Origin of the sequence: Micromonospora rifamycinica, from assembly GCF_900090265.1 — a bacterium.
GTDB classification, from domain to species: domain Bacteria; phylum Actinomycetota; class Actinomycetes; order Mycobacteriales; family Micromonosporaceae; genus Micromonospora; species Micromonospora rifamycinica.
Map to the genome: position 1 here is coordinate 3,394,562 of NZ_LT607752.1, position 19,433 is coordinate 3,413,994.

21 protein-coding genes and 1 tRNA gene are annotated in these 19,433 nt (G+C 74.3%); 3 read left to right on the top strand and 19 right to left on the bottom strand.

The window, feature by feature from the left end:
* Positions 1 to 148: 148 nt before the first annotated feature.
* From GA0070623_RS13760 to GA0070623_RS13770, 3 genes are all read left to right on the top strand, one after another.
* Positions 149 to 1,198, top strand: coding sequence for an SGNH/GDSL hydrolase family protein (locus tag GA0070623_RS13760; RefSeq protein ID WP_067307575.1), 1,050 nt, complete (start codon positions 149 to 151; stop codon positions 1,196 to 1,198).
* Positions 1,199 to 1,274: 76 nt separating this feature from the next.
* Positions 1,275 to 2,078: an SGNH/GDSL hydrolase family protein gene (locus GA0070623_RS13765; protein ID WP_067307570.1), complete on the top strand. Its 804-nt coding sequence runs from the start codon at positions 1,275 to 1,277 to the stop codon at positions 2,076 to 2,078.
* Between the two features lie 193 nt (positions 2,079 to 2,271).
* Entirely contained in the window at positions 2,272 to 3,534 is a 1,263-nt protein-coding gene (locus GA0070623_RS13770; protein WP_067307567.1) for an acetyl-CoA C-acetyltransferase, read from the top strand.
* A 3-nt stretch (positions 3,535 to 3,537) separates the two neighbouring features.
* On the opposite strand, the gene GA0070623_RS13775 is transcribed toward GA0070623_RS13770, so the two are convergent.
* From GA0070623_RS13775 to GA0070623_RS13870, 19 genes are all read right to left on the bottom strand, one after another.
* A complete protein-coding gene (locus GA0070623_RS13775; protein WP_067307565.1) occupies positions 3,538 to 3,858 on the bottom strand; it encodes a hypothetical protein in 321 nt (106 codons plus the stop codon).
* A gap of 92 nt (positions 3,859 to 3,950) precedes the next feature.
* Positions 3,951 to 4,772, bottom strand: coding sequence for a Bax inhibitor-1/YccA family protein (locus GA0070623_RS13780; protein WP_067307563.1), 822 nt, complete (start codon positions 4,770 to 4,772; stop codon positions 3,951 to 3,953).
* 108 nt (positions 4,773 to 4,880) lie between these two features.
* Positions 4,881 to 4,964: transfer RNA gene (locus GA0070623_RS13785), tRNA-Leu, on the bottom strand.
* A 154-nt stretch (positions 4,965 to 5,118) separates the two neighbouring features.
* Positions 5,119 to 6,456: an NAD(P)/FAD-dependent oxidoreductase gene (locus GA0070623_RS13790; RefSeq protein ID WP_067307630.1), complete on the bottom strand. Its 1,338-nt coding sequence runs from the start codon at positions 6,454 to 6,456 to the stop codon at positions 5,119 to 5,121.
* Between the two features lie 104 nt (positions 6,457 to 6,560).
* The gene (locus tag GA0070623_RS13795; protein WP_407937998.1) at positions 6,561 to 7,121 is read right to left on the bottom strand and encodes a hypothetical protein; all 561 of its coding nucleotides are present in this window, start codon (positions 7,119 to 7,121) and stop codon (positions 6,561 to 6,563) included.
* 5 nt (positions 7,122 to 7,126) lie between these two features.
* Positions 7,127 to 8,491, bottom strand: a complete 1,365-nt coding sequence (locus GA0070623_RS13800) for a DUF58 domain-containing protein (protein ID WP_231932781.1) — start codon at positions 8,489 to 8,491, stop codon at positions 7,127 to 7,129.
* Between the two features lie 5 nt (positions 8,492 to 8,496).
* A complete protein-coding gene (locus GA0070623_RS13805) occupies positions 8,497 to 9,504 on the bottom strand; it encodes an AAA family ATPase (RefSeq protein ID WP_067307555.1) in 1,008 nt (335 codons plus the stop codon).
* Positions 9,504 to 10,091 carry a hypothetical protein gene (locus GA0070623_RS13810; RefSeq protein WP_067307552.1) on the bottom strand — a complete coding sequence of 196 codons (588 nt, stop codon included), beginning with the start codon at positions 10,089 to 10,091 and terminating at the stop codon, positions 9,504 to 9,506. The genes GA0070623_RS13805 and GA0070623_RS13810 overlap by 1 nt, the downstream gene beginning before the upstream one ends.
* A gap of 34 nt (positions 10,092 to 10,125) precedes the next feature.
* Complete coding sequence (locus GA0070623_RS13815) at positions 10,126 to 10,863, bottom strand: DUF4129 domain-containing protein (RefSeq protein ID WP_067307626.1); 738 nt, start codon at positions 10,861 to 10,863, stop codon at positions 10,126 to 10,128.
* Positions 10,864 to 10,882: 19 nt separating this feature from the next.
* The gene (locus GA0070623_RS13820; RefSeq protein ID WP_084261278.1) at positions 10,883 to 11,683 is read right to left on the bottom strand and encodes a uracil-DNA glycosylase; all 801 of its coding nucleotides are present in this window, start codon (positions 11,681 to 11,683) and stop codon (positions 10,883 to 10,885) included.
* Positions 11,676 to 12,362, bottom strand: a complete 687-nt coding sequence (locus GA0070623_RS13825; protein WP_067307546.1) for a dienelactone hydrolase family protein — start codon at positions 12,360 to 12,362, stop codon at positions 11,676 to 11,678. Before GA0070623_RS13825 ends, GA0070623_RS13820 begins: the two co-directional genes overlap by 8 nt.
* Positions 12,363 to 12,678: 316 nt before the next feature.
* On the bottom strand, positions 12,679 to 13,188 hold the full coding sequence (locus GA0070623_RS13830) for an LppU/SCO3897 family protein (protein WP_231932782.1): 510 nt from the start codon (positions 13,186 to 13,188) through the stop codon (positions 12,679 to 12,681).
* A gap of 109 nt (positions 13,189 to 13,297) precedes the next feature.
* Positions 13,298 to 14,368: an HAAS signaling domain-containing protein gene (locus GA0070623_RS13835; protein ID WP_067307543.1), complete on the bottom strand. Its 1,071-nt coding sequence runs from the start codon at positions 14,366 to 14,368 to the stop codon at positions 13,298 to 13,300.
* Positions 14,365 to 14,697 carry a PadR family transcriptional regulator gene (locus tag GA0070623_RS13840; RefSeq protein WP_067307540.1) on the bottom strand — a complete coding sequence of 111 codons (333 nt, stop codon included), beginning with the start codon at positions 14,695 to 14,697 and terminating at the stop codon, positions 14,365 to 14,367. Before GA0070623_RS13840 ends, GA0070623_RS13835 begins: the two co-directional genes overlap by 4 nt.
* 527 nt (positions 14,698 to 15,224) lie before the next feature.
* The gene (locus GA0070623_RS13850; protein WP_067307537.1) at positions 15,225 to 16,160 is read right to left on the bottom strand and encodes a Ppx/GppA phosphatase family protein; all 936 of its coding nucleotides are present in this window, start codon (positions 16,158 to 16,160) and stop codon (positions 15,225 to 15,227) included.
* 212 nt (positions 16,161 to 16,372) lie between these two features.
* A complete protein-coding gene (locus GA0070623_RS13855; protein ID WP_067302774.1) occupies positions 16,373 to 17,614 on the bottom strand; it encodes a hypothetical protein in 1,242 nt (413 codons plus the stop codon).
* A gap of 73 nt (positions 17,615 to 17,687) precedes the next feature.
* The gene (locus GA0070623_RS13860) at positions 17,688 to 18,194 is read right to left on the bottom strand and encodes an amino-acid N-acetyltransferase (protein WP_067302777.1); all 507 of its coding nucleotides are present in this window, start codon (positions 18,192 to 18,194) and stop codon (positions 17,688 to 17,690) included.
* A gap of 1 nt (position 18,195) precedes the next feature.
* Positions 18,196 to 18,753, bottom strand: a complete 558-nt coding sequence (locus tag GA0070623_RS13865) for a DUF501 domain-containing protein (protein WP_067302931.1) — start codon at positions 18,751 to 18,753, stop codon at positions 18,196 to 18,198.
* A gap of 37 nt (positions 18,754 to 18,790) precedes the next feature.
* Positions 18,791 to 19,405 (bottom strand): septum formation initiator family protein, encoded by a 615-nt coding sequence (locus GA0070623_RS13870; RefSeq protein WP_067302934.1) that lies wholly within the window; start codon positions 19,403 to 19,405, stop codon positions 18,791 to 18,793.
* Positions 19,406 to 19,433: the final 28 nt, after the last annotated feature.

The following is a 19,433-nucleotide window of genomic DNA, read 5'->3' on the forward strand; positions in this document are numbered from 1 at the left end:
GCCCGGCGCAACCCGGCGTCACCTGCGGCGGGACGGCCGTCCGCCGGTGCCCGCCACCGGATCAGGTACCCAGAACCGGCGTCGCTCAGCCCTGAACCACCCGTCCTGACAGCGGCGGGGTGTCGTTGCGGCGCGATAATGTCGCTGTATGGGGGTGGCTGGTTCCGTCGTGACGGTGGATCCGCGGTGGCACCGCGCCCGGCAGGTGTTCCGGCTGGCCGCGATCGGCACGGGTGCCGCGGTGGCCGCCGTCGCCGCGACCGGCGGGGTGCTGCTCGGTCAGGCCCGGCAGGCCCGGCGCACCATCCCGATGGCGGAGGCCCCGCCGCCGCGCTGCGACGGCGTCTACGGCGTCAAGCTCCCCGGGCCGCCGCTGACCATGGTGATCCTCGGCGACTCCTCGGCCGCCAGCTACGGGGTGCTGCGACGGCGGGAGACCCTGGGTTCGCTGCTGGCCACCGGGCTGTCCCGGCGGCTGCACCGGTCCGTACGGGTGCACCGCTTCGCCGTGGTCGGCGCACTCTCCTCCGGGCTCCGGCCGCAGGTCGAGGCGGCCCTCGACTGCACACCGGACGTCGCGGTGATCCTGGTCGGCGGCAACGACGTCACCAACCGCACGCCGTACTCGGTGGCGGTCCGCCACCTGGTCGACGCGGTCCGGGCGCTGCGCGCGGCCGGCTGCGAGGTGGTCGTCGGCACCTGCCCCGACCTGGGGGCGATCCAGCCGATCCAGCCGCCGCTGCGCTGGCTCGCCCGGCGGTGGAGCCGGCAGCTCGCCACCGCGCAGACGGTGGCGGTGGTCGAGGCGGGCGGGTGGACGGTCTCCCTCGGCGACCTGCTCGGTCCCCGGTTCGCCGCCGAGCCCACCCGGATGTTCGCCTGGGACCGGTTCCACCCCTCCGCCGAGGGGTACGCGATGGCCGCCGCCGCGCTCCTGCCGACCGTGCTGTCGGCCCTCGGGGGCGGGGAGCGTCAGCCGGTGCTGGCCATGGGCGAGGGCGTACGGTCGCTGCCCCGGGCCGCCCACGAGGCGGCCCGGCACGCCGGCACGGAGGTCAGCGGCGCCCAGGTCCGGGGCCGGGACCACGGCCCGGCCGGGCGCTGGGCGCAGCTCCGGCGGCGGGCCTTCTTCGGCGTCGCACCGGCACCGCAGCCCGGCGTCACCGCCGACTCACCCCAACTGGAGGGACTGGCATGAGCGAGCACAGCGAGCGGAGCACCGGGAGTCACCCCGGGCCGGTCACCACCGGGGCGGCCCGCCGGGCGGTGACACCGTGACCGGCCGCTCCCTCGGCGGCGAGCTGGCCGTACGGCTCGGCAGGGCCGCGGCGGTCTCCCTGATCGCCGGGACGATCGGCGGGGCGGCGGTGCTCGCCGGCCAGGCGGTGGCGGCGCGTAACCGCGACTACGCCCGGCCCGAGCTGGGCCTGGCGCTGCGGGCGACCGTCGGCCGGGCCGGTGCCCCGCCGCTGCGGTTGGTGCTGCTCGGTGACTCCTCGGCGCTCGGCGTCGGGGTGGCCCGGTTCGACGACACGGTCGGCGGTCAGCTCGCCCACCTGCTGGCCGAGGGGCCGACCGGCCGCCGGGTGCACCTGTCCAGCGTGGGGGTCTCCGGATCCCGCTCCACCGACCTGGCGACCCAGGTGGCACGGGCGTTGCTCGGCGACCGACCGGACGTCGCGGTGGTGCTGATCGGGGCGAACGACGCCACGGCCATGCGCAGCCCGGTCGAGGCCGGGTCACATCTCGCCTCGACCGTGCGTCGGCTGCGGGAGGCCGGGGTCGAGGTCGTCGTCGGCACCTGCCCGGACCTGGGCGCGGTGCGGGCGGTGGCCCCGCCGCTGCGACAGGTGATCGGCTGGTCGGGCCGGCGGGTGGCCCGCGCCCAGACCGCCGCCGTGCTCGACGCCGGGGGCACGGTCGTCGACCTCGGCACGGAAACCGGGCCGGTGTTCCGGGCCGACGCGGGGACGCTGTGCCACGACGGTTTCCACCCGTCCGCCGACGGATACCGGGTGTGGGCACACGCCCTGTTGCCGGCGGTGGTGGCCGCCGCCAACGTCGCGTCCCGCCGCTGACCGGGTCCGGCTCCGGCACTGACCGGGTGCGGGTGCGGCACTGACCGGGTGCGGTCCCGGCCGTGACCGGGTGCGGGTGCGGGTCGGGGCCACCGTCCCGGCGGGTCCACCGTGCCCGGGCAAAGGCCGGGGTGACATTTCCCGCCGGGCGGTCTTCTTCCGCGTGAGATTACCGTCAAGTTAACGTTGGTTCATGCCGATTGAGTCGTCCCGCGACGCCGTCATCGTCGCCACCGCCCGGTCCCCCATCGGCCGCGCCTTCAAGGGTTCCCTGCGCGACGTCCGCCCGGACGACCTCGCCGCCACCATCGTGCAGGCCGCGCTGGACAAGGTCCCCGGCCTCGACCCCACCACCATCGACGACCTCTACGTCGGCTGCGGGCTGCCCGGCGGCGAGCAGGGCTTCAACCTGGCCCGGGTGGTCGCCACCCTGATGGGCCTGGACGGCCTGCCCGGGGCCACGGTGACCCGTTACTGCGCGTCGTCGTTGCAGACCACCCGGATGGCGATGCACGCGATCCGGGCCGGTGAGGGCGACGTCTTCGTCTCCGCCGGGGTCGAGATGGTCTCCCGGTACGCCCGGGGCAACTCCGACACCCTGCCCCCCGAGGCCAAGGCGCTGGTCGGCGGCGGCTGGGAGAACCCGCGCTTCGCCGAGGCCCGGCAGCGGTCGGTGGCCCGCGCCCAGGGCGGCGCCGAGGTGTGGACCGACCCCCGCGACGCCGGCCAGCTGCCCGACGTCTACCTCGCCATGGGGCAGACGGCGGAGAACCTGGCCCAGGTACACGACATCACCCGGGAGGAGATGGACGCGTTCGGCGTCCGCAGCCAGAACCTCGCCGAGAAGGCCATCGCCGACGGGTTCTGGGCCCGCGAGATCACCCCGGTGACCACCCCGGACGGCAGCGTGGTCGACACCGACGACGGCCCGCGCCCCGGGGTCACCCCGGAGGCGGTGGCCGGGCTGAAGCCGGTCTTCCGCCCGGACGGCCGGATCACCGCCGGCAACTGCTGCCCGCTCAACGACGGCGCCGCCGCCGTGGTGGTGATGAGCGCCCAGCGGGCCGCCGACCTGGGGCTCACCCCGCTGGCCCGGATCGTCTCCACCGGCGTCACCGCCCTGTCGCCGGAGATCATGGGCCTCGGCCCGGTCGAGGCGTCCCGGCAGGCGCTGCGCCGGGCCGGGATGACCGTCGACGACGTGGACCTGGTCGAGATCAACGAGGCGTTCGCCGCCCAGGTGATCCCGTCCTACCGGCAGCTCGGCATACCGGAGGAGAAGGTCAACGTGATGGGCGGGGCGATCGCCGTCGGCCACCCGTTCGGAATGACCGGCGCCCGGATCACCGGCACCCTGCTCAACGCCCTGCAGTGGCACGACCGGACCATCGGCCTGGAGACCATGTGCGTCGGCGGCGGTCAGGGCATGGCGATGGTGCTCGAACGGCTCAGCTGAGCCCTACAGCGCGCCGCGGGTCGCCGTCACCAGGGCGGCGGCCCCGGCCAGTACCGCCTGCGGCGGGCCGGCGGCCACCAGGTCCGCCGTGACCACCCGGAGCTGGTCGGGCAGCGCCATCGGGTGCGCCAACCGGGGTACGTCCCGCCGGGGCTCACCCTCCGCGTCGGCGGCCAGGTCGGCGACGTCCTGCACCAGCCTGTGCACCAGATCGGCCCGGGAGACGTCGCCACCCTCGGCGACCGCCGCCCAGCGCGGCTGCTGCCAGTGCCCCACCTGACGGACCAGCAGCGCCACCGCCCGGTCCAACTCCGCTGCGCTCATCGCCGGCGAGTCTACGCAACCCCGGCCGGTCGCGCCGACGACGACGCCCGCCACCGCAGGGAGCGCGGTGGCGGGCGTCGGGTGCGAAACCGTCAGTCGTCGCCCTGGAAGTAGCTGATCAGGCGCAGCATCTCCAGGTAGAGCCAGACCAGGCTGACCACGATGCCGAACGCGGCCGTCCAGGAGTAGCGGGCCGGCAGCCCCATCCGGACGCCGTCCTCGACCTCCTTGAAGCTGAGCACGAAGCTCAGCGAGGCCACCACGATGCAGACCAGGCTGAACCCGATGGCCAGCGGGCTGCCGTCGCGCAGGCCGGTGTTCACGCCGAACAGCGCGAGCACCAGGTTGATCAGCATGACGGCGAAGAGGCCCGCCATCACGGCGATCATGCCCTTGACGAACTTCGGGGTGGCCCGGATGACGCGCGCCTTGTAAAGCATGGTCATCACGAAGAAGACGCCGAAGGTGGCGACCACGGCCTGGAGCACGATGCCCTGGTAGGCCGTCTCGTAGAACTTGCTGACCAGGCCGACGAACGCGCCCTCGACGATCGCGTACGCGACGACCAGGGCCGGGTTGGCGACCCGGGAGAACGAGATGATCAGGCCGAGCACCAGGCCGACCATCGCCGCGCCGATCCAGGCGACACCGAGCAACGAATCCGGCACCAGGATCCAGGCCGCGGCGGCGGCGACGCCGAGGATGGCCAGGAGGGTGACGGTCTTGACGACGACGTCGTCGAGGGTCATCGTGCCGGACACCTGCGGGGCGACCGGGGAGCCCGGTTGGCCCGGGTACTGCTGGGGAATGCCGGGCTGTCCGTAACCGTACGGCCCGGGTTGGGCGTACCCGGCGGACCGCTCCCGCTCGGCCGCCTGGCCGAGCCGGGCGAGCACCGGGTTCGAGGTCTTCACTGTCTCAGGCCTCCCTCAGGGGGTCAGTCGCACGCAAACGTGCACTCCCAGGGTAAACGGCCGGCACCCCGGCACGCCCGCCGGGACGCTGTGGGAAAGCTGAGAGTGTGGTGCCCGGGGCGGGTCTCGAACCCGCACGCCTTGCGGCAGCCGCTTTTAAGGCGGCCGTGTCTGCCGTTCCACCACCCGGGCGGGTCCACGCCGACGCGCGACGGTGCAGTGTCACGGTAACCGTTCCGCGCCGGCCCGGCGTACCCCCGGGGGCACCGCGACGGCGACCCGGCCCCGACGACGCCGGATGCCCCTCCCCGCGACCGGGGAGGGGCGTCCGGGCGGGTACCGCCGGTCAGGCCGCCCGGCTGGTGACCGGGATCGGCTGCGACGCCTCCGCGAACTCCTCACGCGGGTCGTGCAGCTGCCCGAGGGCGACCACCTCACGCTTGAGGAAGAAGGCCAGCGACCAGTCCACCACGACCCGGACCTTGCGGTTGAACGACGGGATCCGGCTCATGTGGTACGTCCGGTGCATGAACCAGGCCGGCCAGCCCTTCATCTTGATGCCGTACACCTGGGCCACGCCCTTGTGCAGGCCGAGGCTGGCCACGCTGCCGGCGTGCTTGTGCTTGTAGTCGACCGGCTCCCGGCCGCGCACCACCAGCGCGATGTTGTCGGCCATCCGGGCGGCCTGGCGCACCGCGTGCTGGGCGCTGGGCGAGCAGTAGTTGCCCGGCTCCTTGGTGAGATCCGGTACCGCGGCGCAGTCACCGGCGCTCCACGCCCCCTCGACCACCCGGTCGCCGTCGACGACCTGGAGGGTGGGCAGGCAGGTGACCCGCCGCCGCTCGTCGCGGGGGAAGTCCGTGCGGTCCAGCATCGGCGACGGCTTGACGCCGGCCGTCCAGACGATGGTGTCGGAGCGGAAGCTGTCGCCGTCGGAGAGCTTCACCACCCCGTCGACGCAGGACTCGAGCCGGGTGTCCAGCCGGATGTCCATGTTCCGCTTGAGCAGCTGCTGCACCGTGTAGGCGCCCATGTCCCGGTCGACCTCGGGCAGCACCCGCTGGGTCGCCTCGACCAGCACCCAGCGCATGTCGTCCGGCTCCAGCTCCGGGTAGTAGCGCAGCGCGTCCCGGGCCATGTCCTCCATCTCGGCCAGCGCCTCGATGCCGGCGTAGCCGCCGCCGACGAAGGTGAAGGTCAGCGCGGAGCGGCGGACGTCGGGGTCCGGCGTGGCGGCCGCCACGTCGAGCCGGTCCAGCACGTGGTTGCGCAGGTAGATGGCCTCGCCGATGGTCTTGAAGCCGATCCCGTGCTCGTGCAGGCCCGGGATCGGCAGGGTGCGGGACACCGAGCCGGGGGCCACCACCACGTGGTCGTACGGGATCTCCCGGGTCGGGCCGACGATCGGCTGCACCACCGCGGTCTTGCGGCTGTGGTCGATCCGGGTCACCGCACCCGCGACGATCTTGCACTTGCGCAACTCACGCCGCAGCGGCACCACGGAGTGCCGGGGCGAGATGTTGCCGGCCGCCGCCTCCGGGAGGAACGGCTGGTACGTCATGTGCGGCTGCGGGTCGACCACGACGACCTCGGCCTCACGGGAGCTCAGCTTCTTGGACAGGCGCAGAGCGGCGTACAGGCCCACGTGCCCGGCACCCACGACAAGGATCCGCTTCGGATTCACGTCATCCATCTTTCCCCGGGCGGCCCTGGAAATACCGGTCGAGACCCCCTTCTGTGACGGAGCACAACACCTGTGAGCTGCGTGACGTTCCCGCCGACAGCCCGCTACCGGCGGCGCAGCAACCAGCCCAGCAACCCGCTCGTACCCACCGCCACCAGCAGCCCGACCACGGTGACGGCCTGGGAACCGGAGTCCGGGCCGAGCTGACCCGACCCGGCCAGCAGCACGCCGATCACCGCGGAGGCCAGCACCACCGCACCGGCCCGGGTGACCCAGCGCAACACGACATTCGGGTCGATCGCCCCGTCGTACGGCAGCACGGCCGCCAACGCGCAGAGGGTGTGTCCGAGGTAGAGCAGGGCCGCCACCGCCAACAACCGCCACAGCGCGATCGGCCGGTCGTACCCGGCCGAGGCGAACACCCACCCGACCACCGTGACCAGCGCGGCGAAGGTCGGCCACACCCGTCGTGGCGCCACCGCCGGCAGCACCGCCACCACCGTCAACGCCAGCACCGACCGGGCGCTGAACAACTCCACCGGATACGCCAGGAGCAGACCGGCGAGCCCGACCAGGAAGACGGCACCGCGTACCAGCAACGGCAGCAACGCCACCCGGCGCGCCGCCGTGCGCGCCGCCCGGACCCGCTCCCGCGCCGCCGCCACCGCGCTCACCGGCCACCTACCCGGGGAGCGGTCGCCAACCGGGCGACGTCCCGCAGCACCTGGTCCAGGCTGCCGGCGCCGGCCCACCCCACCACCGGCACGCCGTGCTCCCGGAGCTGGGTGATCATCGTGTCCCGGTCCAGCCGCCACAGCCGGTACGCCACCGGCGCCCACCCCCGGTCCCCGGGCGGGGCCAGGTCGGCCGGCAGGGTGTCCACCGCCACCACGAAGCGACCGCCCCGGGCCAACCGGGCCAACATCTGCGCGGACCGCTCGTCGAGCAGCGGGGTGAGCACCACCACCAGCGCGTCGGCGGAGAGCACCTGCGGGCCGAAGACCTGGTCGTACGAATCGTGCGGGGACGACTCCGCGTGCACGTCGAGCAGCCACTCCAGCACCGTCAGGTACTGCCGACGGCCGGTGGCCGGGCGCAGCCGGCGGGCCGCCGGACCGTACTCCAGCAGCGCCACCCGGTCACCCCGGTGCAGGTAGTGCTCGGCGATCGCGGCAGCCGCCCGGACCGTGGTGTCCAGCACCGAGGCCGTGCCGTCCACCCCGCCGGAGCGGCCCGCCTCGGCCAGCACGTCGAGCAGCACGACCACCTCGGCGTCCCGGTCGGACAGGGTCGACGCCACGTGCAGCTGCCGGGTCCGCAGCGACACCCGCCAGTCGATCCGGCGCAGCCGGTCCCCCGGCCCGAAGACCCGCACCCCGGCCAGCTCACCGCCCTCCCCCGGCCGCCGCGAGCGGTGCCCGCCGACCAGCCCGGCGGCCCGGGGCATCGCCTCCACCGCCTCGAACGGCTCGGTCTTCGGGTACACCCGCATCCGCAGCGGATCGGTGAGCACCGCCCGGGACACCAGCAGCCCGTCGGCGGCGGCGGCCCGGGCACCCGCCGGGCCGATCGGATGCCGGCCCCACCGCAGCGCGGTGCCGGCCAGCTCCAGGTCGACGGCGGTGCCGGTGGCCAGCGTGGTCACGAAGGGCCGGTCCGCGCCGCCGGAGCGGCTGACGTCCAGCCCGAGCCCGCCGAAGCCGGCCCGCCGCACCCGCAACCACGGCGAGATCCGGGTCCGGACCACGACCACGTCGTACGACACCACGTCCGGGTTGCCCACCGCCACCGCCCCGGCCAGCTCGCCCCCCTCGACCAGCTGGCCGTCCGCGGCGGTGATCTCCAGCTCCGGGGCGGCGACCGGCCGGCGGCGCAACGCGTACGCGGTGCCGAGCGCGAACGGGGTGGCCAGCACCACGAGGTCGACCCGGCCCAGCAGCACGGCGGCGATCAGCAGCAGCCCGGTGAGCAGCACCGCCCGGCCGAGCGCCCAGGTGGGCGACCAGCCCACCGTCGCCTCCTGACGGTCAGGCACGACGATCAGCGCCCGGCCCGGCCGGCCGCGTAGCTGGGCAGCGCGCCGCTGGCCGGGGCCGGGGTCTGCTCCAGCACCTCGCCGACCACGAACGACGGGTCCACCCGACGCAGCCACATCTCCGGGCGCAGGGTGATCCGGTGGGCCAGCGCGGGGGCGGCCACCTCCTTCACGTCCTCCGGCACCACGTAGTCCCGCCCGGCGAAGACGGCCCGGACCCGGGCCAGCAGCAGCAGCGCCAGCGACCCGCGCGGCGACGCCCCGACCAGCACCGACGGGTGCTCCCGGGTGGCCGCGGTGAGGTCCACGATGTACTTGCCGACGGAGTCCTCCACCACCACGTCCTCCAGCGCGGCCTGCATGGCCCGCAGGGTGCCGGCGTCGACCACCGGCTCGATCTGCGCCTCCTCGCGACGACGGTCCATCCGTCGGCGCAGCACCTCCCACTCCTCGTCGCGCTGCGGATAGCCGAACGACACCCGCAGCAGGAACCGGTCGAGCTGCGCCTCGGGCAGCGGGTACGTGCCCTCGTACTCGATCGGGTTGGCGGTGGCCAGCACGTGGAACGGCGCGTCCAGCCGGTAGGTGACGCCCTCGACGGAGACCTGCTTCTCCTGCATCGCCTCCAGCAGCGCCGACTGGGTCTTCGGCGGGGTCCGGTTGATCTCGTCGGCGAGCAGCAGGTTGGTGAAGAGCGGACCGGCCCGGAAGGAGAAGTCGCCGCTGCGCTGGTCGTAGAGGAACGAGCCGGTGACGTCGGCGGGGAGCAGGTCGGGGGTGAACTGGAGCCGGCGGAAGTCCAGCCCGAGGGCCTGGGCGAAGGAACGGGCGGTCAGCGTCTTGCCCAGCCCGGGTAGATCCTCCAGCAGCACGTGCCCGCCGGCCAGGATGCCGGCCAGCACCAGTTCCAGGGCCTCCCGCTTGCCGACCACGACCGTGCCGACCGCGTCCAGCACCGCCCGGGCCAGGTGGCCGACCTCCGTGGCGGGAATGCTGCGGTCCACGTCGTTCATCAGATCTTCTCCAGTTCGGCGACGATCACCGCGAGGTCGCGCGGCGACGGGGTACGGCGGGAGGGGGTGTCGAGGAAACTCCACAGCGGCTCCCCGAGCAGGGCGCGGGCCCGGACCGGGTCGGCCTCCCGGGTCAGGCCGTGGCGTTGGCGCAACCGCTCGTCGGCCAGCTCGCCGAGGCGGGGCAGGATCCGTTCGGTGAAGCGTTCCGGGCTGTTCGAGGCCCAGTCCAGCGGGCGCTCCCAGCCGTTGATGGCGGCCCGCAGCGCGTCCCGGGCCGCCCAGTTGTAGTCGCCCGACTCCTCGCCGGCCGGGGTCCGGACACCGGCGCGGGGTGGCGGCGGTGGGGCCAGCGCGGCGGTCACCCGCCGGACGGCGAGCACCGCCAGCACCCCGGCCACCACGATCGCGAGGGAGAGTTGCAGGCCGACCGCGCGCAGGCCGACCAGGATCACGGCGGTCACCCCGGCGGCCGTCAGGAGCAGCCGGAACAGCCAACGGACGCGCCCGCCCCGGGCCGCTCCCGACCGGGCCGGGGCCTCCTCCTCGAAGCGGAACAGGTCGTCCAGACCCGTCGACTCGCTCACCTCGGCACCCCACCGCTCGCGGCGTTGCGGGCGGTCACGCCGGCACCTGCGCGTCGGCCAGCGCGGTCAGTTCGCCCCGCAGCCGCCGTAGCGCCCCCCGGGCCTGGTCGCGCATCCGGGCGTCGACGGTACGGGTGGCGTAGCGGGCCTCGCGGTAGACGTGCGCGAAGCCGTCCAGCACGTCGGTGCTGGCGATGGCGGGCACGCCGGCCGCCGGGTCGCCGCGCAGCAGCCGGGCGACCAGGTCGGTCGGGGTGTCCCCGGTACGTCTCGGCACGCCGGCCTCGGTGGCCGCCTCCTCCAGCCGCACCCAGCAGGCGATGACGGCGGTACGCGGGTCGGTGTCGGCGTCGTCCAGCTCCTCCAGCCCGGCGTCGAGGGCGGCCATCACCTCCCGCGCGGTGCCCTCGGCGGTACGCCGGGCCCGCACCCCGGGCACCGCCCGGGTGGTCCGGCGCAACGCACCGCGCACCAATATCCAGGCCAGATAGCCGAAAGCGGTCAGGACGGCCAGTCCGAGCAGGGCGATCGCCACCGTGGCGATCCACTGCGGGACGCTCGCCCGGGTCTGCTCGGCGTCGGTCCGCGGCTCGATCGGGATCGACGCGGCCGGCTCGGCCGTCGGGTACTCCGGCACGTAGGGCAGGCTCTCGGCGGCCGGCGGAATCCGGCTCGCGCCGATCGACGAGTGCCCCGCGGCGAGCGCGGCGGCGAGCAGCAGCAGCGCCACCAGGACGACGGGCCACCATCTGCGCAGTACGCCGAGGACCATCGCCACCACCCCACGCTGCTCAGTCCACCGCCGCGAGCTGTCTGGCCCGGGTGAACACGTCGTCCAGCATCTCTGTGGTCAACCGCCCGGTGAAGGTGTTCTGCTGGCTGACGTGGTAGCAACCGAGCAGAGCGGGAGCGGCCGACCCGGACCAGTGTGCCCCATGGCCGAAGAGCGGTCGCGGGCTGGGCGGCCGGACGCCGTACACCTGGCGTAGCACCGGCCACCACGCCGCCCAGGCGAACGCGCCCAGCGCGACCACCACCCGCAGGGTCGGGCGGATCAGCTCCACCTCCCGGTGCAGCCAGGGGGCACAGGTGTCCCGCTCGGCCGGGGTGGGCTTGTTGTCCGGTGGCGCGCAGCGTACGGCGGCGAAGATCCGGGTGCCGGTCAGCGCGAGACCATCGTCGGCGGCCACGCTGGTCGGCTGGTTGGCCAGCCCGGCGCGGTGCAGGGCGGCGAAGAGCACGTCGCCGGAGCGGTCCCCGGTGAAGACCCGGCCGGTCCGGTTGCCGCCGTGGGCCGCCGGGGCCAGACCGAGGATGCCGATCCGGGGTTCGGACGCCGCGCCGGGTGGGGTGGCCGGCGGTCCCGCGCCACCCCGACCGGTGCGGTTGTCGGGAGCGCCGAAGCCGGGCACCGGGCGGCCCCAGTAGTCCTGGTCGCGGAAGGCGGCCCGTTTCGTCCGGGCGACCTCCTCGCGCCAGTCGACCAGGCGCGGGCAGGCGAAACAGTCGCTGACCGCGGCGTCGAGACCGGCCAGGTCGGCCACCCGGGCGGCGTGGTCGGCCACCCGGGCGGGGGTACGCGACTCAACCAAGTTTGGCCCGGAAGAGTTCCAGGGTGCGGGCCCAGGCGGTGGCGGCGGCCCGCTGGTCGAAGTTCTCCGGCCGGTCCTCGTTGAAGAACGCGTGCGCGGTGCCCGGATAGTCGTACGTCTGGAAGGTGCCACCGGCGTTCTCGACCGCCCGGCGTACCGTCTGCACCCCGTCGGCGGCGGCGAGACCGTCCGCCTCGGAGCAGTGCACGACCGCCGCCTTGCCCGCGTAGTCTGCCCACTCGGTGGGCATGCCGTCCCACGGCAGCCGGGGGTAGAACGCGGCGGTGGCCACGATCCGCTCGGCCCGGGTCGCCGCCCAGAGGGCCAGGCTGGCGCCGGCGCAGAACCCGGCGCAGCCCACCTTGCCGGTCACCTCGGCCCGGCCGGCCAGGAACTCCGCCGCCACGGCGATGTCGGCCGCCGCCTCGTCCATCTGGGTGCTGTTGAGCATCTGCCGGGGCTCGCTCGGCCTGCTGGCCGGCTGGCCGTGCCGGAAGTCGGGGGCCAGCGCGACGAAACCGGCCTCGGCGAACCGGTCCACCACCGAGCGGATGTGCGGGACGAGGCCCCACCAGTCCTGGATCACGATGACCGCCGGGCTGGCCGCGCCGCTGGACGGTATCGCGAGATACCCCTCGCCGGCCCCTGCGTCGCGGCGGTAGCTCACCATCTCACCCATCGGCCCGTCCTCCTGTCGGTCAGTCATCGTTGGCTGGTCGCAGGGCGTTCCTACGTGTCGGTAGCCTGCCACGGCGGAACACGTGTCGGGAAGATGCCGGAACAGTGGGATACACCTCGTATTAACCCGCCGGTGGCCGGGGGACACAGCGACGGCGGCGCGGAATTCCGCGCCGCCGTCGACAGACCACCGTGGTGCCCGGGAAGGCCCTGGTGGCGGGCCTTGCGACCCGCCGCCCCGGCCGGATCGAGCCCGGCGGCGGGCCTTGCGACCCGCCGCGCCCCGGCCGGGGCCGGCCGCCGCGGTCCCGCCGGGCTCAGGCCTTCTTGGTCAGGCAGAGCAGGTAGCCCTTGCCACCCGGGGCGATGTTGTAGAAGAGGTAGGCGTCGTCACCCTCCTTGATGTACTGCTCGCACGCCTTGCCCTCCTTGGCCTGCGCCTCGGTCTGGTTCTCCACCCGGCCGACCACGTTGTAGGCGGCCTCGGTCGAGGTGCACCCGACCACCTTGGCGTCGTTGACCGACTGCTCCTCGGTGCCGGTCACCTCGGGCAGCTCGGCGATGCAGTCACCGGCCTTCGCCTCGGCCGTCTCGTCCGGGTTGAGGAAGTTGCCGATGGCGCTGGCGGCGCCGAACTTCAGCACGGCGATCACCAGGAAGGCGACGATCGCGCCGATGATGCCGAGCGCCTTCTTCGCGCCGCCACCCTTCGACCCCTTCGACCCCTCCGGCTCCTCCGGTGCGGCAGCGGGGGCCGGGGTGACCGGCTCGGGCTGGCCGGCCGGCTCGGCCTGTGGCGCGGGGGACGATGCGACCTGCTCTGACACGGGATGTCCTTCCGAGGGGTGAATGAGCAGACGACAACGTAGCCACGAAGATCGGCGTGCGCTGCCCCGTTCCCCTCGTCCGTTCAGCTATTTCCCAGCAACGGCACGGTCATCCGGTGACCGTGGGTAGGGGCGTGCTCGCCGGCCCGGACACCGACGGCGGAACCGGCGGGACGGAACCCGACGGGACCGGCGGGGTCGGAGTCCCCGACGGGGTGGCCGGCGGGGCCGGAGCATCCGACGCGGTGGCCGGCGGCGGGGTCCGCGTCGGGGCACCCGGGGTGGCGGCGGAACCGGGCGGGAGCGGGGCGACCGCCGGCGGGCGCGGCCGGAACGGCGCCTGCTCCGGACAGTACGGGTAGCCGCGCTGCACCGGATTGACGTCGGGCAGGGCCGGATCGTCGCAGGCCGGCCAACCCAACCGGATCGGGGTGCCGTTCTGGTCGAAGAGCCGGGCGTTCTGCACCAACCGCCCCTCACTGTCGTAGACGTAGACGTCCTGCACCTGGTCGTACGGGTTCTGCACCGAGGTCGATTCGTAGCCGTAGTCGTAGTCGGAGCGGGCGTGACCGTCCACGTCGGCCACCGCGCCGATCGCGAACAGCACCAGCACCGCGGCGGTAGCGTGCACCGACCACCGCCGCCAGGACCGCAGCCCGGGGGTACGCCGGCCCAACCAGATGGAGCCGAACACCAGGCCGGCGAGCATCAGCAGGCCGACGAACGCACTGCCGTCGAGCCGGGGCAGCAGCCCGAGCGGGCCGTCGGTGCTGAGCGCGGTGACCAGCATGGCGGCCAGGTAACCACGGGCCACCCACCAGGCCGGACGGAGCAGCCGCAGGAACTCCCCGGCCGTGGCGTGGCCGAACAGGGGGCCGAGCCGGGCGTCGACCCGGCCGACCCGGGCCCGGGTGCGCCCCACGAGGGCGGCGATCCGCCGGTCGAGGACCCGTCGACCGGCGGCCGGATCCCCCGCCCCCGCGGCGGCACGCAGCTCCGCCGCGTACGCCTCCGGGGTGCCCAGCCGGTCCACCAGGGAGCCGTCCGATTCGACGGCCACCTCGGCGAGGTGTTCCGGCAGATCCTCGGTCAGCTCGTCGCGTTCCTGCGCCGGCAGGTCGGCCAGTGCCACCCGCACCCGCTCGACGTAGTCCGTGATCTCCTGCCCAGTGACGGTCATGCCGCCATCCCCCGATCGTCGAGCAGCTGGTCCATCGTCGTGGCGAACGCGCGCCAGGTCTTGCCGGAGCGGGTGAGCTGGTCACGACCGGCGGCGTTGAGCGCGTAGTACTTGCGGTGCGGGCCGGACTCGCTCGGCACCACGTACGTGGTGAGCAGGCCGGCGGCGAAGAGTCGGCGGAGCGTGCCGTAGACCGAGGCGTCGCCGACCTCCTCCAGCCCGGCTTCGCGGAGCCGGCGGAGGATGTCGTAGCCGTAGCCGTCGGAATCCCGCAGCACGGCCAGCACGGCCAGGTCGAGCACACCCTTGAGCAACTGTGTGGTGTCCACGCGTCACACACTACTGCGCACTGCGAAGTACCGTCAACAGCGGCATACCAGGCCCCGACTCCCTCTCACCCCGCCGCCCAAAGCCGCCCCCACCCCCGGATCCGCCCCGGGCTCCCACTCCGACTCCAGCTCGACTCCCGCTCCCGCCCCTGCCCCCGCTCCGACTCCCGCTCGACTCCCGCTCCCACTCGACTCCCGCTCCCGCCCCTGCCCCCGCTCGACTCCTGCTCCTGCTCCTGCTCCTGCTCCTGCTCCCGCTCCCGCTCCTGCTCCTGCTCCTGCTCCAGTGATCAAGAGGTTCGAGTCATCCCCGACCAAATCCCCGACGCAAACCTCTTGATCACCACGCCCCACCCCGGTGATCAAGAGGTTTGCGTCATCCCCGACCGGGCGGGGTGACGTAAAGCTCTTGATCACCGGGCTCGATGTCGAGCGGGCGGAGGTGGGGAGCGGGCGGAGGTGGGGAGCGGGCGGAGGTGGGGAGGGGGCGGAGGTGGGGAGCGGGCCGGGGGTGTGTTGGTCGGCAGTCAGACGGGTTGCTGGGTCCAGGCGATGCCGTCGAGGATGTCGTGTTCGGAGGCGACCACCGAGGACATTCCGGCCCGCTCCATGATCACCCGCAGCACCAGGGCGCCCGCGCCGATCACGTCCGCCCGGCCCGGGTGCATCACCGGGATCGCCAGCCGCTGGGCGGCGCTCTTCGCCAGCAGGTCGGCGGTCACCCCGGCCACCTGCTCGTACGGCACCCGGGCGTGGTGGATCCGCTGCGGGTCGTACTCCTGGAGGTCCTGGGCGATGGCGACGACGGTGGTGACCGAGCCGGCGAGGCCGACCAGGGTCGCAGCCTGACGGCCGGGGACGGCGGCGAGCGCCCGGTCGACGGCGGCGGCGATGTCGGCCTGCGCGGCGGCGACCTCGTCGGCGGTCGGCGGATCGCCGTGCAGGTGCCGTTCGGTCATCCGGACGCAGCCGATGTCCACCGAGATGGCCGCCTGGACGCCGCCGTCGCGGGTGCCCACCACGAACTCGGTCGAGCCCCCGCCGATGTCCACCACCAGGTACGGCGGCTCGGCGTCGGCGGGCAGCCCACGGACCGCCCCGGTGAACGACAGGCGGGCCTCCTCGTCGCCGCTGACCACCTCGGGGGCGACGCCGAGGGTCTGCTCCACCATGGCCCGGAAGTCGGCCGCGTTGCTGGCGTCCCGGGACGCCGAGGTGGCGCACATCCGGACCCGTTCGACGCCCAGCCGCTCGATCTCGGCGGCGTAGCCGGCCAGCGCCACCCGGGTCCGCTCGATCGCCTCGGGGGCCAGCCGCCCGGTCCGGTCGACACCCTGACCGAGCCGGACGATCTCCATCCGACGGGCCAGGTCGACCAGCGGAGCCTGCGGCCCGGCCGCGGGGTCGGGCAGGTCGGCGACCAGCAGGCGGATGGAGTTGGTCCCACAGTCGATGGCGGCCACACGCGTCGTCACGGCAGCAACCCTACGGCAGCCGCCGGCCGCCCACGGCGGCACCGACCGCGCACGCCAGCAGCACCCGACCGCAGCACCCAGCCGCGCACGCCAGCAGCACCCGACCGCAGCACCCAGCCGCGCACGCCAGCAGCACCCGGCAGCACACGCGAGCAGCACCCGACCCCGTGCATCGGCGGCACCGACCGGCCCAGCGGTGGTCACCGTCGCCGGGACAGCCGCCGCAGCAGCAGCCACGGCACCCAGGCCAGCACGGCGAGCAGCACCAGCAGGGCCACCAGTGGTGTCCGCCACCACGGGGCCACCGTCGCCGGTGGCGGGTCGGCGGGCGCGGAGACCCACGGGCGGGCGGTCTTCGACCAGGCCAGGAAGGCGTCACCGATCGGCAGCAGGCCGAAGGCGTACCGGCGGGTGTGCGGGGTGTCCAGCGGAAAGCCGACCAGCTCGCCGTAGTTGGCCAGTGCCCCGGCCAGCGCGTCGTCGCCCTGCACCTGGGCCGCGCCGAGGGTCACCACGGTGGCCGAGAAGCTCACCCCGAGCGGCAGCGGCCCCGAGTCGACGTCCCCCGGGCCGTCCAGACCGCGCGGATACTCCCGTACGGCCGGGCCGAGCCCCAGCGGCGACACCACGAACCCGGTGCGGAAACGCAGGTACTGCTCCCGGGCGAAGGCCGGGTCGATCTCCGGCAGGAACCGCTGGATGACGCTCTGCGAGGTGCCCCGGGCCACCTCGGCCGGCGCGCCGGTGCCCGGGTCGACCCGGTGCGGCAGCAGGCCGGTACGCGGGTCGAGCCGCTGGCGTACGCCGTCCAGCCAGCGGGCCGTGGTCCGGTCGAACCGGGGCGGCAGCAGATGGTCGTGCAGCCGCAGCGAGGCCACCGCCACCGTCGAGTCGACCGGCCACGCCTGCCCCGGATAGGCGGCGAGGTACGGCGTGGCCGAGGCGTCGAACGCGGCGGCCAGTGCGGTCGACGCCTCGGTGAACCGGCGTACCTCGGCCGGATCCCGACCCGACGCCGGTTGCAGGGCGAGCACCCCGCCGCGCAGCCAGTTCGTCCAGCCGGCGTGGAAGACGCCGTACGCCGGGGTCAGGTCGGCGCTGAACGGGGCCGTGCCGGCCGGTGACTCCAGCCGGGCCAGCGCCCACCGGGCCTCCCGCAGCGCCCCGTCGCGCTCCTGCGGTGGTTGCCGCAGGCCGGTCTCCACCCGGGCCAGCCCGTACAGCGCGTGGGCGAAGAACCAGCCCTCCGGGAACATCGCCTGGGCGTCCTCACCGGCACCGGCGTCGAGTTCGGTGCGCAGGTAGCTGAGCTGCCGGTCCACCCCGGGCGGCTGCCCGGCGACGCCGCCGGTGGCCGGGGCGATCAGCCGGGCCACGCCGACCAGCGCGAACAGCGTCACCAGGGCGGCGAGCAGGGCGACCAACCGACGCAGGATCGTCACCGACCCAGGGTGCCGGGCCGGGTCAAGGGCACCCCCGCCCGGCCCACCGGCCAGCAGCGGGCAGCCGGTCGGCCTAGAGCCGCAGCAGCATCCGGGTGTTGCCCAGGGTGTTCGGCTTGACCCGTTCCAGGTTGAGGAACTCGGCGACACCCTCGTCGTAGGAGCGCAGCAGCTGCTCGTACACCGGCTGTGGCACCGGGGCGCCGTCGATCTCGGTGAACCCGAACGCGCCGAAGAACGCCGTCTCGAAGGTGAGCACGAAGATCCGGGCGATGCCCAGCTCCCGGGCGGCGTCGATCAGCTCGGTGACGATCCGGTGGCCGATCCGCCGCCCCCGGCAGACCGGGTCGACCGCCACGGTGCGGATCTCGGCGAGGTCCTCCCACATCACGTGCAGCGCGCCGCAGCCCACCACCGTGCCGTCGCCGGCCACCGCGACCCGGAACTCCTGCACGTCCTCGTAGAGGGTGACGGTGGCCTTGCTGAGCAGCCGCCGGTCGTCGGTGTAGGTGTCGACCAGCCGCCGGATCCCGCGTACGTCGCCGGTGCGGGCCCGGCGTACCACGATCCCGTCGGTCATCTCACTGCGCCGCCGGCACGTCCACGCACGGCCCGGCGGTCCACCACTTCTCCACCAGGGCGAGCGTCTCGTCGCCGAACGGGTTGACGCCGGGCCCGGCCCCGAGCGCGTGGCCCAGGTGCACGTGCAGGCACTTCACCCGGCCGGGCATCCCCCCGGCGGAGATGCCGGCGATCTCCGGGACCTCGCCGATCGCCGCCCGGCGGGCCAGGTAGTCCTCGTGCGCGGCCCGGTACCGGTCGGCCAGCTCCGGGTCCTCGGCGAGCCGCTCGGCCATCTCCTTCATCAGCCCGGCCGACTCCAGCCGGCTGCACGCCGCCGTCGCCCGGGGGCAGGTCAGGTAGAACAGCGTCGGGAAGGGGGTGCCGTCGGCGAGCCGGGGGGTGGTCTCGACCACGTCGGGCAGGCCGCACGGGCACCGGTGGGCCACCGCCCTGGTGCCGCGGGGCGGGCGTCCGAGCTGCGCGGCCACCGCGGCCAGGTCGGCCTCGGTGGCCGGCTGGTGCTCCGGCGGGGGTACGGAGTCCGCCGCCGGCTCCTGCGGTGGTACGACAGTCACGGTGCCCATCTCTCGTTCGGTACGCGGGTGCTGCTGCTCACTGGTCCGAGGCGTCGCCGTTCGCCGCCCGGACGCTCGACCACAGGGTGTCGTACCAGGGGTCGGGGGTCTTCGGTGGGGCGGGCGGTCGGCCCCCGTTGGCGTCCAGGGCCGCGCCGTCCGCGTCGTTGAGCACGATCACCGGGGTCTCGCCCGGCGCCACCATGTAGAACCGTTCCCGCGCCTTGATCTTGATGTATTCGGGATCCTGCCACTTCGCCGCCTGGGCCGACAGCTCGGCGATCTGCTCGCGCTGGGCTGCCTGGCTGGCCTCCATCCGCTCGATGTCGACCTGCTGGTCGAGATAGACCCGGACCGGATAGGTGTACGCCAGGGCGAGCGCCAGCAGCACCGCGAACAGGACGGTGGCCCGCCCGGTGAACCGTCGGGGGTGGGGTGCGGTGAGCCGCCGGATGGTGCCGCCGGCCGCCGTCCGGCGGGCCGCCGCCGGACGGTTCGCCGAACGTACCCCGTCGGCGCTGCGCGACCGGGCAGTGGTGGCCCGCGGCGCGGCGCGGACCCCGCTGTCGCGCAGCGGCGTCCGGCCCGCGCCCGGCCGACCGGTCGGCCGGCGGGCCGGGCGTTGGCCACCCGGTGTGCGGCGCTGCTGCATCGTCACACCCCTCCCCCGAGGTTCGCCT

Excerpts from the sequence above, each read along its gene's own strand:
- GA0070623_RS13775 (WP_067307565.1), bottom strand. The coding sequence starts at position 3,858 with ATGAGCGCAGCGGAGTTGGACCGGGCGGTGGCGCTGCTGGTCCGTCAG.
- GA0070623_RS13860 (WP_067302777.1), bottom strand. The coding sequence starts at position 18,194 with ATGACCGACGGGATCGTGGTACGCCGGGCCCGCACCGGCGACGTACGC.
- GA0070623_RS13825 (WP_067307546.1), bottom strand. The coding sequence starts at position 12,362 with ATGGGTGAGATGGTGAGCTACCGCCGCGACGCAGGGGCCGGCGAGGGG.
- GA0070623_RS13870 (WP_067302934.1), bottom strand. The coding sequence starts at position 19,405 with ATGCAGCAGCGCCGCACACCGGGTGGCCAACGCCCGGCCCGCCGGCCG.
- GA0070623_RS13760 (WP_067307575.1), top strand. The coding sequence starts at position 149 with ATGGGGGTGGCTGGTTCCGTCGTGACGGTGGATCCGCGGTGGCACCGC.
- GA0070623_RS13770 (WP_067307567.1), top strand. The coding sequence starts at position 2,272 with ATGCCGATTGAGTCGTCCCGCGACGCCGTCATCGTCGCCACCGCCCGG.
- GA0070623_RS13805 (WP_067307555.1), bottom strand. The coding sequence starts at position 9,504 with ATGAACGACGTGGACCGCAGCATTCCCGCCACGGAGGTCGGCCACCTG.
- GA0070623_RS13815 (WP_067307626.1), bottom strand. The coding sequence starts at position 10,863 with ATGGTCCTCGGCGTACTGCGCAGATGGTGGCCCGTCGTCCTGGTGGCG.
- GA0070623_RS13835 (WP_067307543.1), bottom strand. The coding sequence starts at position 14,368 with ATGACCGTCACTGGGCAGGAGATCACGGACTACGTCGAGCGGGTGCGG.